The sequence below is a fragment of the Pseudohalioglobus sediminis genome, from assembly GCF_008370495.1.
Taxonomy (GTDB): Bacteria; Pseudomonadota; Gammaproteobacteria; order Pseudomonadales; family Halieaceae; genus Halioglobus.
In genome coordinates, this window is the sequence record NZ_VTUX01000003.1 from 341428 (window position 1) to 358636 (window position 17209).

Annotated in this window: 16 protein-coding genes; 10 read left to right on the forward strand and 6 right to left on the reverse strand. The window is 55.3% G+C overall.

The genetic code is table 11. The features are described from left to right. Positions 1-69: 69 nt before the first annotated feature. The 6 genes from F0M18_RS08165 to F0M18_RS08190 are packed head-to-tail and all read left to right on the forward strand — an operon-like array spanning position 70 to position 6162. Positions 70-1287: an acetyl-CoA C-acyltransferase gene (locus F0M18_RS08165; RefSeq protein ID WP_149610911.1), complete on the forward strand. Its 1218-nt coding sequence runs from the start codon at positions 70-72 to the stop codon at positions 1285-1287. Between the two features lie 22 nt (positions 1288-1309). After that, the gene (locus F0M18_RS08170; RefSeq protein WP_149610912.1) at positions 1310-2101 is read left to right on the forward strand and encodes an enoyl-CoA hydratase-related protein; all 792 of its coding nucleotides are present in this window, start codon (positions 1310-1312) and stop codon (positions 2099-2101) included. 14 nt (positions 2102-2115) lie between these two features. Continuing rightward, on the forward strand, positions 2116-3642 hold the full coding sequence (locus F0M18_RS08175) for a 3-hydroxyacyl-CoA dehydrogenase (RefSeq protein WP_149610913.1): 1527 nt from the start codon (positions 2116-2118) through the stop codon (positions 3640-3642). A gap of 1 nt (position 3643) precedes the next feature. After that, positions 3644-4432 (forward strand): enoyl-CoA hydratase/isomerase family protein, encoded by a 789-nt coding sequence (locus F0M18_RS08180; protein WP_149610914.1) that lies wholly within the window; start codon positions 3644-3646, stop codon positions 4430-4432. Positions 4433-4436: 4 nt separating this feature from the next. Next, on the forward strand, positions 4437-5294 hold the full coding sequence (locus tag F0M18_RS08185) for an acyl-CoA dehydrogenase (RefSeq protein ID WP_149610915.1): 858 nt from the start codon (positions 4437-4439) through the stop codon (positions 5292-5294). A 1-nt stretch (position 5295) separates the two neighbouring features. Then, positions 5296-6162 carry an HpcH/HpaI aldolase/citrate lyase family protein gene (locus F0M18_RS08190; protein ID WP_262500874.1) on the forward strand — a complete coding sequence of 289 codons (867 nt, stop codon included), beginning with the start codon at positions 5296-5298 and terminating at the stop codon, positions 6160-6162. 28 nt (positions 6163-6190) lie between these two features. On the opposite strand, the gene F0M18_RS08195 is transcribed toward F0M18_RS08190, so the two are convergent. Continuing rightward, entirely contained in the window at positions 6191-6955 is a 765-nt protein-coding gene (locus F0M18_RS08195; RefSeq protein WP_149610916.1) for a glucose 1-dehydrogenase, read from the reverse strand. A gap of 230 nt (positions 6956-7185) precedes the next feature. Here F0M18_RS08195 and F0M18_RS08200 point away from each other — a divergent pair, with 230 nt between their 5' ends. From F0M18_RS08200 to F0M18_RS08215, 4 genes are all read left to right on the forward strand, one after another. Continuing rightward, positions 7186-7605: a hypothetical protein gene (locus F0M18_RS08200; RefSeq protein WP_149610917.1), complete on the forward strand. Its 420-nt coding sequence runs from the start codon at positions 7186-7188 to the stop codon at positions 7603-7605. Between the two features lie 75 nt (positions 7606-7680). Further along, a complete protein-coding gene (locus tag F0M18_RS08205; protein ID WP_188109648.1) occupies positions 7681-8187 on the forward strand; it encodes a nuclear transport factor 2 family protein in 507 nt (168 codons plus the stop codon). A 33-nt stretch (positions 8188-8220) separates the two neighbouring features. After that, positions 8221-9141 carry an NmrA/HSCARG family protein gene (locus F0M18_RS08210; RefSeq protein WP_149610919.1) on the forward strand — a complete coding sequence of 307 codons (921 nt, stop codon included), beginning with the start codon at positions 8221-8223 and terminating at the stop codon, positions 9139-9141. A gap of 135 nt (positions 9142-9276) precedes the next feature. After that, positions 9277-10599 (forward strand): amidohydrolase family protein, encoded by a 1323-nt coding sequence (locus tag F0M18_RS08215; protein ID WP_149610920.1) that lies wholly within the window; start codon positions 9277-9279, stop codon positions 10597-10599. A gap of 94 nt (positions 10600-10693) precedes the next feature. Here F0M18_RS08215 and F0M18_RS08220 read toward each other — a convergent pair whose 3' ends face one another. From F0M18_RS08220 to F0M18_RS08240, 5 genes are all read right to left on the reverse strand, one after another. Then, positions 10694-11962, reverse strand: coding sequence for an MFS transporter (locus F0M18_RS08220; protein ID WP_149610921.1), 1269 nt, complete (start codon positions 11960-11962; stop codon positions 10694-10696). A gap of 54 nt (positions 11963-12016) precedes the next feature. Further along, complete coding sequence (locus F0M18_RS08225; protein WP_188109649.1) at positions 12017-14443, reverse strand: TonB-dependent receptor; 2427 nt, start codon at positions 14441-14443, stop codon at positions 12017-12019. A gap of 450 nt (positions 14444-14893) precedes the next feature. Further along, the gene (locus tag F0M18_RS08230) at positions 14894-15388 is read right to left on the reverse strand and encodes a nuclear transport factor 2 family protein (RefSeq protein ID WP_149610923.1); all 495 of its coding nucleotides are present in this window, start codon (positions 15386-15388) and stop codon (positions 14894-14896) included. A gap of 150 nt (positions 15389-15538) precedes the next feature. Beyond that, entirely contained in the window at positions 15539-16360 is an 822-nt protein-coding gene (locus F0M18_RS08235) for an SDR family NAD(P)-dependent oxidoreductase (RefSeq protein WP_149610924.1), read from the reverse strand. Positions 16361-16396: 36 nt separating this feature from the next. Next, complete coding sequence (locus F0M18_RS08240) at positions 16397-17173, reverse strand: crotonase/enoyl-CoA hydratase family protein (protein WP_316838360.1); 777 nt, start codon at positions 17171-17173, stop codon at positions 16397-16399. Positions 17174-17209: the final 36 nt, after the last annotated feature.

Sequence of the window (17209 nt, forward strand, 5' to 3'; positions counted from 1 at the left end):
CACTGCAAGCGGGAAAGACAAACAGTCGCCTCTTGCGCAATCCACCCGCCCTACCCATGTGGACACACTATGCAAGAAGTATGGATTATCGATGCCGCCCGCAGCCCTCGCGGACTGGGACGCCCCGACAAGGGGAGCCTGGCGCACATACACCCCCAGCGCCTGCTCTCCCAGGTACTGGCCGCCATCGCTGAACGCAACCAGCTGCGAACAGACGCTATTGAGCATGTGATCGTGGGTTGCGGCAATCCCGCAGGCACCCAGAGAGGTGATATTGCGCGCATGGCGGCGCTGGACGCAGGCTGGCTGCACAGCAGCGGCACAACCGTAGACCACTTTTGTGGCTCCAGCCTGATGGCGACCCTGTTCGGCGCCAATTGCATCAGCACCGGAATGCATGACCTGGTTATAACCGGCGGGGTTGAGATGATGTCTCTACCCGAGAAACCCAACCTGGCCACCGATCAGCACAACCTGCAATTGCGAGAAAAGCACCCGATCACCAGCGTGGGTATCTCCGCAGATGTGATCGCCACCGAGGAGGGTTTCAGCCGCAGCGATGTGGACGCCTTTGCCGCCCGAAGCCAACAGCGGGCTTTACAGGCCATCGACAGCGGCTATTTCGAGAAGAGCATAGTCCCCATCAAGAATGATGATGGTTCACTCGCCCTGGCCCGTGACGAGTACCCCAGACCTGGGACCACTGCTGAGGCACTGGCAGAATTGAAGCCGGTATTTGCCGACTTCCTGGACTACCCCATGGATGACAACCACACTTTCGGTGAGGTCGCACGCATGACCTGGCCCGACCTGGAGATTGACCACGTTCATCACGCAGGAAACTCCTCGGGAATCGTCGACGGCGCCGCTGCAGTTGTGCTCGCTTCACCCGAATATGCGCGGGCGAACGGTCTCAAGCCGCGGGCCAGGATTGTATCCAGCGCCTCCGTGGCGGGAAGCCCGGAGTACAACCTGAACGAACCTGTACCATCGGCGCGCAAAGCACTCGCCAGTGCGGGATTAACGGTCGATGATATAGACCTGTTCGAAGTGAATGAAGCTTTCGCGGTGGTTCCGCTACGCTTTATGAAGCTAATGGGTGTAGATCACGACAAGCTCAACGTGAACGGCGGGGCCATCGCCCTCGGCCACCCGATTGGCGCCACGGGCGCTATTCTGCTGGGTACGCTGCTGGATGAACTGGAGCGGCGCGAGCTGAAGCGCGGCCTGGTCACCCTGTGTGCCGCCGGGGGCCTGGCTCCCAGCATGATTATCGAGAGAATGTAACTGGATCTCCAGACAGGTAGGTATGCAGACAGAAAACAACAGCAGCGCCCCCCCGGTTCAAGTGGAACGGGACCAGGGCATCGGTATCGTGACAATGGACAGGGCCGAACGACTCAATGCCCTGAACCTGGAAATGCGGCAGGCCATTGCTGCCGCATTCGGTGAACTTGCGGCAGAACCGGATATCCTGGTCATCGTCGTGACCGGCGGCGATGAGGTATTCGCAGCCGGTGCCGACCTGAAGCTACTGGTTGACAAGGGCTCGCAGGAAGTGGCGGAACTCAACCTCGCAGGCTACTGGCACGCCGTTGCCTCTTGCGAGAAGCCAGTGATCGCCGCCGTCAACGGTTACTGCCTGGGTGCCGGCTCCGAATTAATGCAGATGTGCGATATTGTCGTTGCCGATACAAGTGCCCGTATTGGCCAGCCAGAGGCCAAGGTCGGCATCATGCCGGGTGCCGGCGGAACCCAGCGATTGCTGCGATCGGTGGGCAAGCCCGTCGCCAGCCTGATGCTCATGTGCGGCGAGGCGCTCACGGGTGAGCGCGCGTACCAGTTGGGGCTGGTGAGCGAATTGACTGAAGAGGGACAAGCCCTGACCAGGGCACTGGAACTGGCACGCAAGGTAACCCGGATGCCGCCCAGGGCCATGCTTGCGATCAAGCGCACCCTCAAGCAGGGCGGTGACCTGCCCCTGTCAGAGGCTCTGCAACTCGAGCAGGACGAGTTCCTGCAATTGTTTGACACCGCCGACCAGACCGAAGGCATGACCGCATTCCTGGAAAAGCGCAAACCAGAATTCACCGGAAATTGAGCCGGACATAAACAATGACAACTGAATCAAATCAAACGATCGCAGTCATCGGCGCGGGAGCCATGGGCCGGGGCATTGTGCAACTGTTCGCCCAGTCGGGGCACCGGGTAAAGTTTTACGATACCTCCGAGGCTGCTGTCGCGGCTGCTCACGCCTTTGTTACAGACATGTTTGACAGCAAGGTGGACAAGGGCAGGGTCAGTCGTGAGGAAGCAGACCAGGCCCTTGCCAACCTCGTTCCCTGCACCCAACTGGGCGATATTGCAGACTGCGATATCGTGGTGGAAGCGGTGCTCGAAGACCTCGAGGTCAAGCGGGGCCTGTTTGCCGAACTGGAAACAGTGGTTTCTCCCTCCGCCGTCATTGCCAGCAATACTTCATCCCTGCTGATTGCGGATATCGCGGCACGCTGCAAACATCCTGAGCGAGTAGCCGGCCTGCATTTTTTCAACCCGGTACCGGTGATGCGGGTGGTTGAGATTATTTCCTCCGTGAGAACCGCAGCCGTTACCGTGGATCGGCTTAAGGCCTGTATAGACACTACCGGACACCGCGCAGTGCTGGCCCAGGACCAGCCCGGGTTTCTCATTAACCACGCCGGGCGCGGCTTGTACACTGAGGGATTGCGCATCCTTGAAGAGCGGGCCGCCAGCCACGACCAGGTCGACCTGCTGATGCGCGAAGCCGCTGGCTTTCGCATGGGCCCCTTCGAACTGCTGGACCTGACCGGGCTGGATGTATCTTCCAAAGTCATGCAGTCGATCTACGACCAGTTTCAGCAGGAACCGCGCTTCCGCCCGTCCTCCATCATTCCGCCGAGAGTTGCCGCCGGCCTGTTTGGGCGCAAAACCGGTGAGGGGTGGTATCAGTACCCCGATGGCAAAAAACTTGAGCCTGCAGGCGCCGGAGAGACCTGCCCCACGCTATCGGATAATTGCAGTGTTTGGATTGATCCCGAGGCCGAGGACCACGCCGAACTGTCAGCGCTTAGCCAGAAGGCCGGCGCGCGGCTGGCGCAATCACCCGACGATGCCAGCCTGCTTCTTGTCCAACCCTGGGGTATTGATGTCTCACAGGCCTGCGCCGACCTGGACCTGGATGCCAGCCGCTGTGTCGCGGTAGACCCCCTCCCCTCGTTGGAAATGCGTCGCACCCTGATGTTAAGCCCCATTACCCGTGCGCAGTCCCGGGATGATGCAGCAGCGATACTGGGCGCAGACAACGCCCCCTATACCATCATCAGTGACAGCCCAGGGTTTGTCGTTCAGCGTATGCTGGCAACCATTGTGAACATCGGTACCAACATCGCGCAGCGAGGTATTGCCTCGGTAGAAGATATCGATGACGCTGTTCGTATCGGCCTGGGCTATCCGGCAGGCCCCCTGGCCCTGGGGGACAGTCTTGGCCCACACAGGGTGATGCAAATACTGGAAGGCATGCAGAGAGTCACAGGAGACCCCCGCTACCGCCCCAGCCACTGGCTGCGTCGGCGTGCACAACTGGGAGAAAGCCTGACCACCGGGGAGGCCGCCAGGGGCTGATATGACAACAGATACAACAACCGCTGTAATCGTCACCCGCCCCACCCCACATGTCGCCCAGGTCGCCATCAATCGGCCAGAGGCCAAAAATGCCATTGACGAGACCACCCGCCTTGCCCTGATCGAGGCCATTGAGGCGGCGCTGGCTGATGAGTCGGTTCGCGCGCTGTTGCTCTGTGGTACCAGCGGTGTTTTTTGTGCCGGCGGGGATCTCGCCAGCATGCGCGGCATGAGCGAAGAGCAGGCCCGTGCACGCATGCAAAGTGGCCACAACCTGGTTCAGCTGCTCTGGAATGCCGACATTCCCGTTGTCGTGGCCATGGAAAAATTTGCCATCGGCGCAGGCGCCGGACTGGCCCTGGTTGCGGACTACATCATCGCCGGCGAAACCGCCCGCATGAACTTTCCCTTCCTCAACCTGGGCCTGGTACCGGACTGGGGCTCGACCCAGTCCCTGGTGCGCAAGGCAGGCTGGGGCACAGCCAGACGCCTGGTACTGGACCGGGCCTCCCTCAAGGGTGAGCAATTGTTGAATCTCAACCTGGTGGAGCAAATCGTCGAAGACGACAAGGTTATGGCGTGCGCCGTCGACAAAGCGCGCGAATTTTCGCTACTGCCCAGGCTGGCCCTGCGCCAGTTCAAGGAGACGATGAGACAATCACCCCTGGCTATGGAGTCTGCACTGCAGGCCGAGGAGAGCCACCAGACCAATTGCTTTCTCAGCGAAGAATTCGCGGAAGGCCTGACCGCCCTGCAGAAGAAACGGCCAGCGGATTTTATCAAGAGCTAACACCATGGACGACGCAACACTGAACACACTGAAATCCTGGATTGGCCGGACGAAAACGCTTCACAGTGACCTGCCAGTCTTTGACGCACAGGCGCTGGCTGGCGCCATCAATCACACAGAGGCTCCCGGCCCCGGTGACGAACTGCCCCTCCCCTGGCACTGGTTGTACTTTCTCGATCCTACCCGCCGTGACAGCACCGGCGAGGATGGCCATCCCCGCAAGGGCGGATTCCTGCCGCCGGTGCCCCTCCCGCGCCGGATGTGGGCAGCCGGAACGCTAGACATTGCGCAACCAATGGTGCTGGGTCTGGCCACCGAGAAAGTTTCAACGATCACCTCGGTGGAGGCCAAGAATGGACGCTCGGGACCGCTGGTGTTCGTCAACCTGAGACACGAATTGAGCCAGCGAGACAATCTCTGCATTACCGAAGAACAGAACCTGGTTTACCGGGAGGCGCCCCGGGAAAGAACCGAGTTACCACCCGGGGAGATGGCGACAGAAGGACCACAGTTCTCACGGGAAGTGACACCCGACCCGGTTCTGCTGTTTCGCTACTCGGCACTCACCTTCAACTCGCATCGTATTCACTACGACCGGGAATACGCGGTAAATACAGAACTATACCCAGCACTGGTGGTGCATGGGCCTCTGCTGGCCACCCTGCTGCTCGACCTGGTCTATGAAAACTTCCCGGGCGCCAGAATTGACGGGTTCAAGTTTCGCGCGGTAAGACCGACATTCGACAGCCATCCCTTCACCCTCTGCGGCAGGCGCAGTGGTAATCAATTGCAGCTGTGGTCGGAAGACCATGAAGGCTACCTCTGCATGAAAGCAGAGGCAACGATAGCGCACGAGGTGTAGCATGAAATCCGATTTTCCCCTGTGGCGCTCTATGCTCTTTATACCTGCACACCGGGACGACTTTGTCGGCAAGGCCAGCCAAAGAGGCGCAGACGCCTACGTGCTGGACCTGGAAGACAGCGTGCCAGAGGCGCTAAAAAATGAAGCCCGGGAGGCGGTTGTCAGCGCCGCTGATATTGTGGCCCAAGACGGCGCGGCAGCACTGGTACGTATCAACCAGGGATTGAGTCAAGCCACTGCGGATCTGGAGGCCTGCGTCCACCCTGGCGTGCAGGCCATTGTGGTTCCCAAGGTGGTATCCGGATCCCAGCTCCAGGAACTGAGTGAACACATCGACAAGTTGGAAGCGAAACGCAGCATCACCCAGGGGCACACCCGACTGATTGCGCAGATCGAATGCGTCCACGGACTGGCCAACCTGGATGACATTGCCGGAAGTTCAAAGCGCTTACTGGGAATGAGCCTGGGCTCGGAGGATTTCTCCGCCTCCGCTGGTATGGAGCCAACGCCAGAGGGCCTACTGGCGCCCAACCAGGCCATTGTTTTTGCCTGCCGGCGCGCGGGCATATCACCCTTTGGTTTCCCCGCATCGATTGCTGATTTCAGCGACATCGAACGGTTCAGGAATACCATACACTTTGCCAGGCAACTCGGTTTTGTGGGCGCCCTGTGCATCCATCCAAGCCAGGTTGCCATACTCAATGAGAAATTCGCACCGAGTGAAGCAGAAATCGAGCGCGCACAGGCGCTGATTGACGCCTATGAGCAGGGCCTTAGCGAAGGTAAGGGCGCGGTAGAGTTCCAGGGTTCGATGGTCGACGCTCCGGTTGCGGCCAGAGCGAGGGAGATATTACGCAGGGCTAGCTGAAGCACCCTCCAAGCGGTGCTGCATCCAGCTACTGCGCCGAGAATCCGCCATCAACCGCCACTATCGAACCATTCATCAAGGTGGCTGAATCAGAACAGAGCCAGAGCACCGCATCACCTATTTCGTGAGGTAAACCCATACGCCCCATCGGCTGGAGCCCGGTGTAGACCTCCCTCAGTTCGGGAGCCTGCGCAAAGGTCTCCTCCAGAAGACGCGAATCAACCAAACCAGGGCAGACAGCATTGATACGAACGCCCTCCCGAGCATGATCCAGGGCTGCGGACTTGGTCAGGCCTACCACACCGTGCTTTGCCGCACAGTAGGCTGTCATACCTGGCACACCATTGAGACCCGCACCCGAGGATGTATTGACGATCGCCCCACTCCCCTGTGCCACCATGTGGGCGAGCTCATGCTTCATGCAGAAGTAAACGCCCTTCAGGTTGATATCCAATACTTTGTCCCAAACACTCTCTTCCACTTTATGTATGGGGTCTCGTCCAATCTGGTCTATCCCCGCATTGTTGTGGGCATAATCAAGCCTACCGTAATGGCTGACCGCAAATTCGACCATCGCCTTAACCATAGATTCGTCAGTGACATCCACCTTAAAAAATGAGGCCTGCCCACCGGTTTCCTCAATCATCGCAACCGTCTCATTGCCGCCGTCTTCGGACCAATCGGCGACCACAACCTTGGCACCTTCCCTGGCAAATAACCGGGCAGTTTCGCGACCGATCCCCGATCCCGCTCCGGTAACAATGGCTACCTTATCCTGCATATCCTGGTACATATTTGTCTCCTGCGAAAAACAATGCGAGTGAAGCGTTGTTATTCGCTATTAATTATTCGCTGACTAGAGAATATTTAGCTACGCACCAGTATATTTTGTCTTTACATGTATGTATAGTTTTAACTGGAGCGGATGACGGGGAGGCTATCTCCTCAGGCCTCTCCAGTCTTAACGACCAGAAAAATCGCGCATGACAGTTGTAAATAGCGGCACCTGGCAAGGAAAACACCATGGAAAAATCAACAGATGCCGAACTCATTGATCGTTGCCTGGCGTTTGCCGCAGATAAGATTGGAGACCTGCACCCGCCGGTCCTGGAGAAATATCACGACCGACTCCCCGGCGCCAAGGCTGAATTGGCGCGACACGACGATAGTGGCGAGCTGGAACACAGCATGGTCGAGCAGGCCCTGTATTGCCTGATGACGTGGTTTGTACGGCCCATGGAGGTGCAGATAGTGCTCAGGGAAACTGTGCCACACCATATTCAAACGCTGATGGTTCCTCTGCCCTATCTGGAGGAGCTTATAAACGCGTTAATAGACGTTGTAGGTGAAGCTGTGCCACTGACGGCAGAGGCAGAGCTCATAACTCTTAACAAGTTGCAGAAAGAACTCCAACTTATCCTTCGGGAAGCTGTTATCCCATGAGTCACCACAAAAATTATGCGGGGCGGGCGACGCTTCGCCAATAGAGTCGATTTAACACCAGCTGGAGGACCGATCATGCAACAACTTAGCCTTCAAACCCTCAGCGACAGGGCATTGATTTCAGACCAACTTTATCGATACGCCAAAGGACTGGATACTCGCAACTGGGACCTGGTTGCCTCCGTACTGACGGATCCCTTCCACCTGCACGCAGAAATGCTCGATATCGATTGCACCTTGTCTCCCCAGGAGTACATCGAAATGGCGCCCGGGAAGTTCCTGCCAGGGTTTGAAGCAACCGCCCACCTGAATACCAATCAACTGATTACCATTGACGGGGATCAGGCACATATCGAGACCAGAATGTACGCCTGCCACTATATTAATCCACAGGACAACACCCAGACCGAACAGTTGTCCGCGCCGGCCAGTATCCACTGCAATATGCAAATGACCTGGGAGGGTTGGTTGACGCGCCAGCCGGACGGTGACTGGTTGTTCCATAAAGTCCATATGGGCGTGGCCGCCAGTGAGGGGGATATGAGCGCCATGCAAATTGCCCGATCGCGGGTTGAAGATTAACGACAACCCTTCAAGCTATCAGGACGAACCAGCATGACACTCATGGGAAAACAGATTGTCACAGTACTTGGATCAACCGGAGCTCAGGGGGGCGGCGTTGTCAGGGCACTGCTTGACCAGCAAGACTGGCAGGTACGTGCGGTAACCAGAAATTCCAGCAGCAAGGCCGCACTGCGCCTGGCGGAGCTGGGCTGTGAAGTTGCAGAAGCCGACCTGAATACCCCTGCCACCCTGCTCGAGGCACTGCAGGGGTCCTACGGCTTGTTTGCAGTAACCAATTTCTGGGATCGCGCCACCCGAATGGGCGAGTTCGAGCAAGGCAGGAACCTTGTCCGTGCGGCAAAGGAAGCGGACATCCAACACTTTATCTGGTCAACCCTGCCGGACTACCAAGCTCTATCAGCGGGCAAATACACGGTTCCTCATTTCACCAGTAAAGCTCGCGTTGATACAGAGGTGAAAACGGCTGGATTCCGCCATCATACGTTTGTAGAAGCCCCCTTCTATTTCCAGAACTTTCTTACCCTCCATGCGCCGAGAAAGACTCCCGACGGACGCGAGTTGTGGCGTTATCCAGCCGATAAAGACAAGTGCCGCTTCCCCTGTGGCGATATCAATGAGTTGGGTAAGATTGTGGCTGCGGCGCTAACTCAACCCGAAAAAGCCGGCAACGGTCAGTATCTGGCACTCGCCAGCGATTATGTATGTTGGCAAGACCTGGTCGACATCCTGAACGCCCAGGGGCACAAACTCGACTATGAGCGGGTTTGTGCTGAGGAATATGACGGCTTTTTCCCCAGCGCCAGGGAATTTCGCCATATGATGGCGTTCTGGGAAGAAAACCACTATTTCGGCCCCCATGGTACGCATAAAATTGCCCTGGCAAATGGCTTGATAGAGAGCAGATTGACCCGTTTTGCAGACTGGGCAACCACGCATATGCCACCTGGCTAGTGGCACTCTCTATCCAGGCCGGAGGTCTCGCCTAACGCATCGATTTTTGTTTATTTTATCTATACACTTGTGTAAAGTATTGGTCAGTTAACTCATCCAATAAGACCTATTGCCACAGAAACATAGGAGCACACCATGAACCTCGAAGACATGATACTGATCAGTGTGGATGACCACGTTGTCGAACCCCCGGAAATGTTCGACCAGCACATGACCCAGAAAGAACTGGAAACCATTGCACCCCGCCTCGTGGAGGAAGATGGCAAGAATTTCTGGCTTTACGAGGGCCACAAGATCGGCAATATGGGACTCAACGCGGTGGTAGGCCGCCCCAAGGAAGAGTACGGCATGGAGCCACTGCGCTATGAAGATATGCGCAAGGGAGTCTACTCGATAGATGAACGCATTGGTGACATGGACGCCAATGGCATTCTCTCCTCTATCTGCTTCCCAACCTTCCCGACCTTTGCCGGCAACCTGTTCCACCAGGCAAAAGACAAGAAGGGCGCGAAACGCGTCATCGAAGCCTATAACGACTGGCACATTGACGAGTGGGCCGGCGCCCACCCAGGTCGCATCATTCCCCTGGCCCTGCTGCCCATCTGGGACAGTGAACTGATGGTCAATGAGGTCAAGCGCGTGGTCGCCAAGGGCTGCAAGGCGATCAGCTTCCCGGACAACCCAACCTTCCACGGTTTCCCCAGCATTCACAACGCCCACTGGGACAAGCTGTGGGAGGTCTGCGCCGAGAATGACGTGGTGATCAACTGCCATATTGGCACCGGGGCACAGCCGCCCCACTCATCGCCTGAAACCCCTATCGACGCCTGGATTGCCGCCTTCCCCATGTCCATTGCCAACAGCGCGGCGGACTGGCTCTACGGTGAGTTCCTGTTGAAATATGACAACCTGAAAATCTCCCTGACCGAGGGCGGTGTGGGCTGGGTACCCTACTTCCTCGAGCGCGCCGAGTTCACTCTGGATCACCACGGAGCATGGACGAAGTCAAACTTTGGCGACAAGCGCCCCCGGGAAGTATTCCAGGAGCACTTCCTTACCTGCTTTATTGAGGATGAGAGCGGCCTGCGCAATCGCGACCTGGTTGGTATCGAAAACATTCTATTCGAATGTGACTATCCCCACTCCGACAGCACCTGGCCCATGACGCCCGAAAACACGTTCCGGCAGTTGGACAATGTGGGCCTGAGTGATGAAGAAATTGACAAGGTCACCCACCTCAATGCCATCAAGCACTTCAACTATGATCCTATAGCCATTCTTGGAAGAGAAAACTGCACAGTGGGCGCATTACGAGAAAAAGCCAAACAAGCCGGTGTAGATACTACTGAGAAATCGGGCGGGGGTAACTCGGCCAATATCTCCGACCGCTCCGGACGCATGACCTCTGGTGAGGTACAGAAGTTGTTCGCCGGTGAGGGAGCTGCGGTAGACGACTAAACCCCGAACCTCGGCCGCGCCAAGGACGGTGCTTAAGCCATAGGTAGACATCAGCATCGAGATGCCCGGTTCAGTGCTGGCGGCTCGCTGAAACTTACTCTTGGGCCAACGCCTCTTCGAAATCTGGATATGGCCCAAGCGTCAAAAACATCGAGGCGCCGAGCGCCGCAATAACAATACAGATAAGAAGCAAACTGTCGTAGTTACCAGTGGCGTCAATCAAGGGGCCAAAGATGAGTGGGGACATACCGCTGCCGAGAGCGACAGTGCCTGAAACCGTTCCAAATACCTTGGCATAGGATCGAAGGCCAAAATATCGCGACACGAGATAGGCGAGAATGTCGAATTCTGCACCGGCAGCCACACCTACCAAAACCGTCGCCATCACCATGAGCACCATGTCCGGGGGCGCCAGCAGGAATATCAGGCATCCGATTGAGGGCAGCACCAGTGCGCAAAACGCGATAAGCGGGCCCCAGAATTTGTCGAGGAAAAAGCCTCCTGCCAGCCTGCCGGCGACCAGGGCCAAACCAAACGCACTAAATACCACTGTTGCGCCCGACTGGGATAGACCCTTTTGGACGAGCATAGGAACAATATTGGTAATCATTGAAACCACGACGAAGACAACCAATATCAATGCGACAATGATCGTCCAGAACTGGCGGCTACGTAGAGTCTCTCGATAGCTGATTCCAGATATCTGCCTGGTAACTCGGCCATTTTCGGGCTCCGAAGAGTTAATTGATAGAGAGCTCTGCTGGTTCGAACTTGGGTTGCCTGTAGGCAGGGTAAAGAAGCAGACCAGCAAGGTCGCCAGCGGCAAGATACCCATAACGAGAAAGCCTTGCTGCCAATCTGCGGTGCCGACATAGCCCGCCAGCAGTAGTGGAGAGACAGTGCTTACCACGCCCGAACCCGACAGCAGAATAGCTAATGCGAGACCGCGTTGTCGCTCAAATTTGTCGCAAACGATTTTTGTCCAGGTGACCAGCAGCGAACCGCTTCCGACGATCGGCAGCAGAAAATAGAAGGTGTAGAGAAGATTCTGGCTGAGAGATATGGTGCTCATCGTGATGTATGTCAGTGCATACAACACTAATGAGCACAAGGTGACGCTGCGAAGCGAGAATCTATCCATTAGCCAGCCGGCTAACTGAGATCCTACAGCAATACCAGCGAAGTTCAGGGTAATGCAGCGCTGCAGTTCCCCCAACGGTATGTTCAGCGCCCTGGAAAGATCGGGTGCCATTGGCCCGAAGCTGTACAAGGGAAGAAAGTGCGCTGAGGTGATTACTCCACTCAGCGCAACCAGCAGCGTTGGCCAGCCCAGGCGAAACTCCGGGTATTTATCCTCGCCCACTTAATTTTCCGCTCTTGTCCCCAACGCCAGCTTCACCCTGTAAACCTGGTTGGATTACATGAAGTTATACTTAAGCCTGACGCCGTAGAATGACTGAGCGCCTCTTGTCACCCGCACATATTGCCTGGCAATAAATCCACTGGATTCTGATGAATCGCTATAGAACTCCTCGTCATTGATATTTCTGCCGAACAGCGTTACCTCGTAGCGGTCTTCTTTGTCTACCATGCTCAGCGAGAAATTCAAAAGCCCGAAGGAATCCTGCACAAGAAGCGGGTCACCATTCAGTGGGAAATTTACCTCGTCCTGCCACACATAGTTCACACTGCCATGGATGTCGAAAGAAAGATTATCCAAGGGAAAAATGTGACTGATGCCGATGTTATAGGCCAACTCAGGCGTGTTAGGCGCATCCGAGCCGTCCATATCGGTCTGCACCGCCGCGTCCGGATCGGTGACCGGGCTACCGTTCACGTCAATATTACATCCAGTTTCTATGGTTTGCCCGGGCCAGCAAGGCTGCAAGAGATCTCTGACTTCCGCATCGAGATAGGTGACTGCCGCGGAAATACGTCCATAGTCAGAGTACGCCCAGATCGCGTCGACCTCAACACCAAATATATCGAGGTCACCCGCGTTAAGGTTCACAGTCTGAATTGTTCCAGGCAGCAAGGCTGAGGTCTGCAGATCCTCCACATCCTGCCAGAAAACCGCGCCGTTGAGCTGTAAGCTATCATCCAGGAGCATGGTCTTCATCCCGAACTCAACAGCCTCAGCCGTTGTGGGCTCAAGAAAAGCTGCGTCTAGGTTTCCCGTTCTTGAAATGTCCGCCCCGATACCGACAAAGCTTCGGCTTACCGTGGCATACAAATTGGAACTGTCCATGAACTGCCAGGATGCACCCAATCTAGCAGACCAGTCTGTGTGGTCGGCATCCGCCTCACCGACGGTATGCACCGCGGGCGGTACAGGGTCCGTGAAGTTTACAATATTGTTGTCCAGATCGAACTCTGAGACGCCTGCACTATCTAGAACCAGATAGGTTGGACTATCGTAGCTTACGTCGACCTCTTCATAGGTCCAGCGGTAACCACCGTAAATATCCAGCGTATCCGAAACATGGTAGGTACCATCAAAGAATGCTGAAAACGCTGTCAATTCATCCGTGTTATCTGTTTGTACGGAAGTGGTGTAACCCTCTCCAAAGGCAGGATCAAACGGGATATACAATGCAAAACCTTCTTTAACGTTCTCCTCAAAATCTGTATAGAACACACCTGCAGTCCAATCGAGTGACTGGCCAGTTTGCTCTAACCTGAACTCCTGCGTGAAATATTCATTTTCAAATGGACGAGAAAGAGGAATATTACTGGACGGCGTATTGCTGGTATGAGCCAACGCGATGGGCAAGCCATAACCGCCATTGGAGAGCTGACCTGGCCCGGAATCTATATCGGGATTCACCGCCTCATGCCACTCTCTGTACGCGGATATCGATACAAATCTAAGCGTTTCGTCGATCTCCCAGGTGAGGTGGGCGGACAGGCCCCAACTATCAAGCTCTTGCTCGGCGAAATCCTTATCATTGAGATTGATCTTGAACATATCGTCGATCACGCGTTGACCAAGCGCCGGATCGCCATCACCTTGCTGGATTTCCCGCAAATTCAACCCCGGCGCGGGAATACCATCAAGCGAAGGTTCAGCAACGAGTGTTACTTGTGGAGATAAACCGTGCTCAGCGTCGCGATAGTCGCCGGACAGTAATAGATTCACTGAGTCAGAGAAATTCAGGTCAAGTTGCGCCCGGGCGCCCCATGACTCAATACCACCACCGTCGTCTCCACCCGGATAAATGTTCTTGAGATGGCCTTTCCTGTCCTGGTAGAACACATTCAGTGATCCTGCGGCTGTCTCCGTCAGCGGCCCACTCAATCTTGCCCGATACAACTGCTCGTCATCGTCGGTAAAGCTTGCCTCTACATAACCCTCCAACTCTGTACTTGGCCGCCTGGTAGTAATGTTAATTGCACCGGCTGTGGTATTACGTCCGAACAGGGTGCCTTGCGGGCCCCGCAACACCTCGATTCGCTCCACATCTGCCAGCTCAGAGATAAACTCACCCGCCCTGGCCAGAGACACGCCGTCGACAACCATGGCGACGCTCGGTTGAATCCCCCCTTCAAAGGTGTAGGAGGCTACACCGCGAATATTGAAGTTGGTGGATGAAGGCGCAAACCCTGCCTGAAAGTTGAGAGACGGGACCGCCTGCGCAAGCGAAACAGTTTCAGTAATGGATTGCTGGTCCAGATTCTCGGCCGTTAGCACCGATATCGAAATGGGCACATCCTGGAGATTTTGCTCACGCTTTTGCGCAGTTACCATCACCTCCTCGAGCTGCCCAAGGGCATGCTCGGCCACCCCAAGGGAAAGTGTCAGACATCCAGACAAGCCAATTAACTGTTTAATTCTCGGTTTCATATGGGCCATCCCAACTTTATTGTAAGTAGTCGGACTGCTAAAACTGCACTCCACAAAGGACTGGCCGAAGGAAAACCTCAGGGCCAATCCATCATGCTTTACACCTATGCATAGATTATTTTATTGTTTACACTTGTGTCAATATATATCGCCAGACCAGGCTAATGGGTGCCCACGCAAATAGGCCGGTACTGGCCTACAGGACCTGCGATGTCATTCACGAATACCACAATCATTGTCACGACAGGCGCGATATCAGTACGCATAGCATGTGGGTTAATAGAGACGAGAGGGTCTCAGCCCAACAAATGTGCTGGCCATACTACGGGCCAGGTTATAAGCGTCAACGGCGGGTATAGCATGGCCGGCTAGGCCGGCAGTGTCCACACCGCTATTCAGTGAAGGCAACTAAGGGAGTGATACGTTCAACAACAGCTTGAACTTCTCCAACTAATCAGAGGAAAGATTGCGCTTATCATCCTCTTTCCACATCGTCATCGGCACATTGGCGTACACAATTTCCAGTGGTCCATCAGAAATGGTGATGGTGTAATTCCGCTTATTGATGCGCCAGCCTGATTTTGTGCGCTGCCAGAAATCGTGGTAAATACCCCACTGCACCAGGGTTTTGCCCTCGAACTCACCAGTACCTGCATGGGCGGCACAGAAATATGCATGGCTCTCGGCATTGTCGCCATCTATATCGATTCGTGTATTGGATAAGCCATGTTGAGTTGCACCGCAAAAAGAATCTTCCAGTAGGTGCGATTTTATTCGGTTAATAACGTTCTCCAGACCGATATCAGCAGTGCCTCCTCCATAATCCCACTCGATATCTGGAGCAAATATATCAGGTAAAGAACTTAAGTTTTTGTTATCAACACATAAACACCACAAAGATAACTTATCGGAAATTGACTTGTGATCTGAAAAATTCTTATCCATGTTTTACACCTCTTCCCCATCGTCAGGGGTTAAAACAGGCGTCCCCTGAGAAAATGCTTGTGTATCGTAATGGGTAGTATCGGCATGCCAGATCACGCCACGCTCCGCATTGGCACGCATGTAACGGAAATTTTACTCATGCCCTGGAGGCTACTTCAGGTCCTGAGTAACAAGAAGCCTGGGTTGTCCTAGCAGGGAATTCCCGCCACTACAGTGGATGTGCTGCCCTGTTTCAAAGAACTCGGGATGCAGCATCAGGCACACCATTCCCGCAATATCTTCGGGGGTAGAGATCCGCCCCAGCGGTGTCAGTTCCTTGTAGAGGCCAACAAATTCATCGAAGTCGTTACCCCGCTGCTCGATGCCTTTACGCAGCATCGCCGTATCATTGATGGATGGAATGATGGAATTGATGCGCAGCCTCTTCTGCCGATATTCAACCGCAGCCGCCTCTACAAAGCGCTCCGCCGCGGCCTTGGCACAGGCGTAAGCAGACATCCCGGTTGACACGTCATAGGCCACCAGAGACGAGGTGGTGACAATCGCACCCCCCTCCTCCATCACATCGGCCACCGCACGGACGAACCAGTACGTACCGAAGTAGTTCACCTCGGTCATTAGCAGGAGGTGCTCTTCGGTCTCCTCCACAATAGGGCTGCGGGTGGCGAGACCCACGTGATTAACCGCGAGATCAATCTGGCCAAAGTTCTCGAGCGTGAAATTGACCAGATCGACATTCGCCTGCTTCGAGGTGATATCCGCTTCAAAGGCCAGGCCATCGATCTCCTGCGCGAGTTCCTTAAGCGGCTGCTCACCGAGTCCCGAAACAACAACCCGGGCGCCTTCCCGGCGCAAGCGGCGCGCCGTGGCGGCTCCCATCCCTCCTGGTGTTGATGCCCCCATGACTATGGCGGTTTTGCCCTCAAACATACCCATATGTACCTCCATTTTCGCCTGAGCCACCAAATTCATTCAGATTTCCATGCAACCTGACAAACCAGCGCTTAATTACCTCCCCTTCCACTCAGGTGCGCGCTTTTCAGCAAAGGCAGTCGCCCCTTCAATGGCATCCTCACTGGAAAATACCGGATCGAGATACTCACCCTGCTTCTGCGCAGCCTCTTCCAGTGTCCAGTCCTGCGCCTGACTCACGACCATCATACTTGCAGCCACAGCCATTGGTCCGTTTGCCGCAATTTTCGTGGCCATTTCCTGCGCAGCTGCAAAAGCCCCACCACTCTCGACAACACGGTTAATCAGGCCCAGCTCATAGGCACGCTCCGCTGAAATGAAATCTCCGGTCAAGGCCAGTTCCATGGCGACACGCTCCGGCATCTGCCTGGGCAGTCGGTACAAGCCGCCAGCGCCGGCTGCCAGGCCTCGCTTGACTTCGGGTATACCAAATTTGGCGTCATCGGCGGCGACAATCATGTCGCAGCTTATGGCCATCTCCATACCGCCGGCCAGCGCATAACCCTCTACTGCCGCAATAATTGGCTTTTTAGCACGATACTCGGTTAAACCCGCAAATCCTCGGCCTTCGATATAAGGCAATTCACCACTGACAAAACCTTTAAGGTCCATACCCGAGCAGAAAGTACCACCCGCGCCAGTAATTACAGCCACTCGCAGATCGGGATCACTTTCCAACTGATCGATCGCAGCGCTCACCCCTTCAGCCAGCGCCTTATTGGCTGCATTTTTTGCCTTTGGCCGGTTAAGTGTTAACGTCAATACACCATTGTCGATATCAATAATCACTTCACTATCAGAAACCATCTTCATAATCCAAGTTTTGTATTGCTAAAATATATAATAGAC

Coding starts and splice junctions, on each gene's coding strand:
- F0M18_RS08230 (WP_149610923.1), bottom strand. CDS start 15,388: ATGGATAAGAATTTTTCAGATCACAAGTCAATTTCCGATAAGTTATCT.
- F0M18_RS08170 (WP_149610912.1), top strand. CDS start 1,310: ATGCAGACAGAAAACAACAGCAGCGCCCCCCCGGTTCAAGTGGAACGG.
- F0M18_RS08235 (WP_149610924.1), bottom strand. CDS start 16,360: ATGAATTTGGTGGCTCAGGCGAAAATGGAGGTACATATGGGTATGTTT.
- F0M18_RS08225 (WP_188109649.1), bottom strand. CDS start 14,443: ATGAAACCGAGAATTAAACAGTTAATTGGCTTGTCTGGATGTCTGACA.
- F0M18_RS08240 (WP_316838360.1), bottom strand. CDS start 17,173: ATGAAGATGGTTTCTGATAGTGAAGTGATTATTGATATCGACAATGGT.
- F0M18_RS08190 (WP_262500874.1), top strand. CDS start 5,296: ATGAAATCCGATTTTCCCCTGTGGCGCTCTATGCTCTTTATACCTGCA.
- F0M18_RS08205 (WP_188109648.1), top strand. CDS start 7,681: ATGCAACAACTTAGCCTTCAAACCCTCAGCGACAGGGCATTGATTTCA.
- F0M18_RS08200 (WP_149610917.1), top strand. CDS start 7,186: ATGGAAAAATCAACAGATGCCGAACTCATTGATCGTTGCCTGGCGTTT.
- F0M18_RS08180 (WP_149610914.1), top strand. CDS start 3,644: ATGACAACAGATACAACAACCGCTGTAATCGTCACCCGCCCCACCCCA.
- F0M18_RS08215 (WP_149610920.1), top strand. CDS start 9,277: ATGAACCTCGAAGACATGATACTGATCAGTGTGGATGACCACGTTGTC.
- F0M18_RS08185 (WP_149610915.1), top strand. CDS start 4,437: ATGGACGACGCAACACTGAACACACTGAAATCCTGGATTGGCCGGACG.
- F0M18_RS08210 (WP_149610919.1), top strand. CDS start 8,221: ATGACACTCATGGGAAAACAGATTGTCACAGTACTTGGATCAACCGGA.
- F0M18_RS08165 (WP_149610911.1), top strand. CDS start 70: ATGCAAGAAGTATGGATTATCGATGCCGCCCGCAGCCCTCGCGGACTG.
- F0M18_RS08195 (WP_149610916.1), bottom strand. CDS start 6,955: ATGTACCAGGATATGCAGGATAAGGTAGCCATTGTTACCGGAGCGGGA.
- F0M18_RS08175 (WP_149610913.1), top strand. CDS start 2,116: ATGACAACTGAATCAAATCAAACGATCGCAGTCATCGGCGCGGGAGCC.